Source organism: Pseudomonas sp. HY13-MNA-CIBAN-0226 (assembly GCF_040310305.1).
Lineage (GTDB): Bacteria > Pseudomonadota > Gammaproteobacteria > Pseudomonadales > Pseudomonadaceae > Aquipseudomonas > Aquipseudomonas gregormendelii.
Genome location: NZ_JBEOPS010000330.1, coordinates 1 through 264, shown reverse-complemented (window position 1 = coordinate 264; position 264 = coordinate 1). Strand labels below are relative to the sequence as shown.

The following is a 264-nucleotide window of genomic DNA, read 5'->3' as shown; positions in this document are numbered from 1 at the left end:
GCTGAAAATCAATGACCGCCTGATAGAGCGAATCTGCCAATGGGTGAAGACGCTGTACCTCAAGGTCTGGCAATCCAGCAGCCTCCGCTTCGTGGGCCTGTCGGATAGCTTCAAGCGCTTGCCTCATCAGTGGCTCACCAGCCTCGACCATTCCAATGAATGTGCGCTTCACAACATTTTGCTCCATTCAGCTGAAGATGAATTATAGGACACCGCGGCGTGGCAAGGCCCCGAGCAGCATAGGTGTTCGACGCCCGACTGAAC

The 264-nt window shown here is 54.9% G+C and carries 1 protein-coding gene; it reads right to left on the bottom strand.

Going from position 1 to position 264, the window contains the following annotated elements:
• The coding region (locus AAEZ05_RS28975) for a hypothetical protein (protein WP_350650059.1) at window positions 1-187 on the bottom strand (187 nt) is incomplete at its 3' end.
• Window positions 188-264 lie beyond the last annotated feature (77 nt).